Annotated in this window: 1 protein-coding gene; it reads left to right on the top strand. The window is 44.5% G+C overall.

The genetic code is table 11. The features are described from left to right. Positions 1-335: fructosamine kinase family protein (locus A3712_RS07295; RefSeq protein WP_197465800.1), on the top strand; the 335-nt coding region annotated here is incomplete at both ends.

Genomic DNA, 335 nt, shown 5'->3' with positions numbered 1-335 from the left:
ACCTTCGTTTATTACGAGATACTTCCACCGTCTACGTGCCTGAGCTGGTGCTGATTGGTAAAACTAAAGAGTGTTCATTTATCATTCTCAACTATCTGCCCACTAAACCACTTGAGACAGGCAACAACAGTTACGACTTTGGTGTCCAGCTTGCCAAACTTCATCAATGGGGTGAGCAAAAAGAGTTTGGTTGTGACCAAGACAATTTCATCGGCAGCACACTTCAACCAAATCCATGGCATAAAAAATGGGGCCGTTTCTTTTCAGAACAACGCATCGGATTCCAACTCCAGCTGCTAAAGGAGAAAGGCATCGAATTCGGGGATATTGACGAC

It is taken from the genome of Vibrio sp. HI00D65 (genome assembly GCF_001635455.1).
Lineage (GTDB): Bacteria > Pseudomonadota > Gammaproteobacteria > Enterobacterales > Vibrionaceae > Vibrio.
This window is presented reverse-complemented; position numbering and strand designations above follow the sequence as displayed.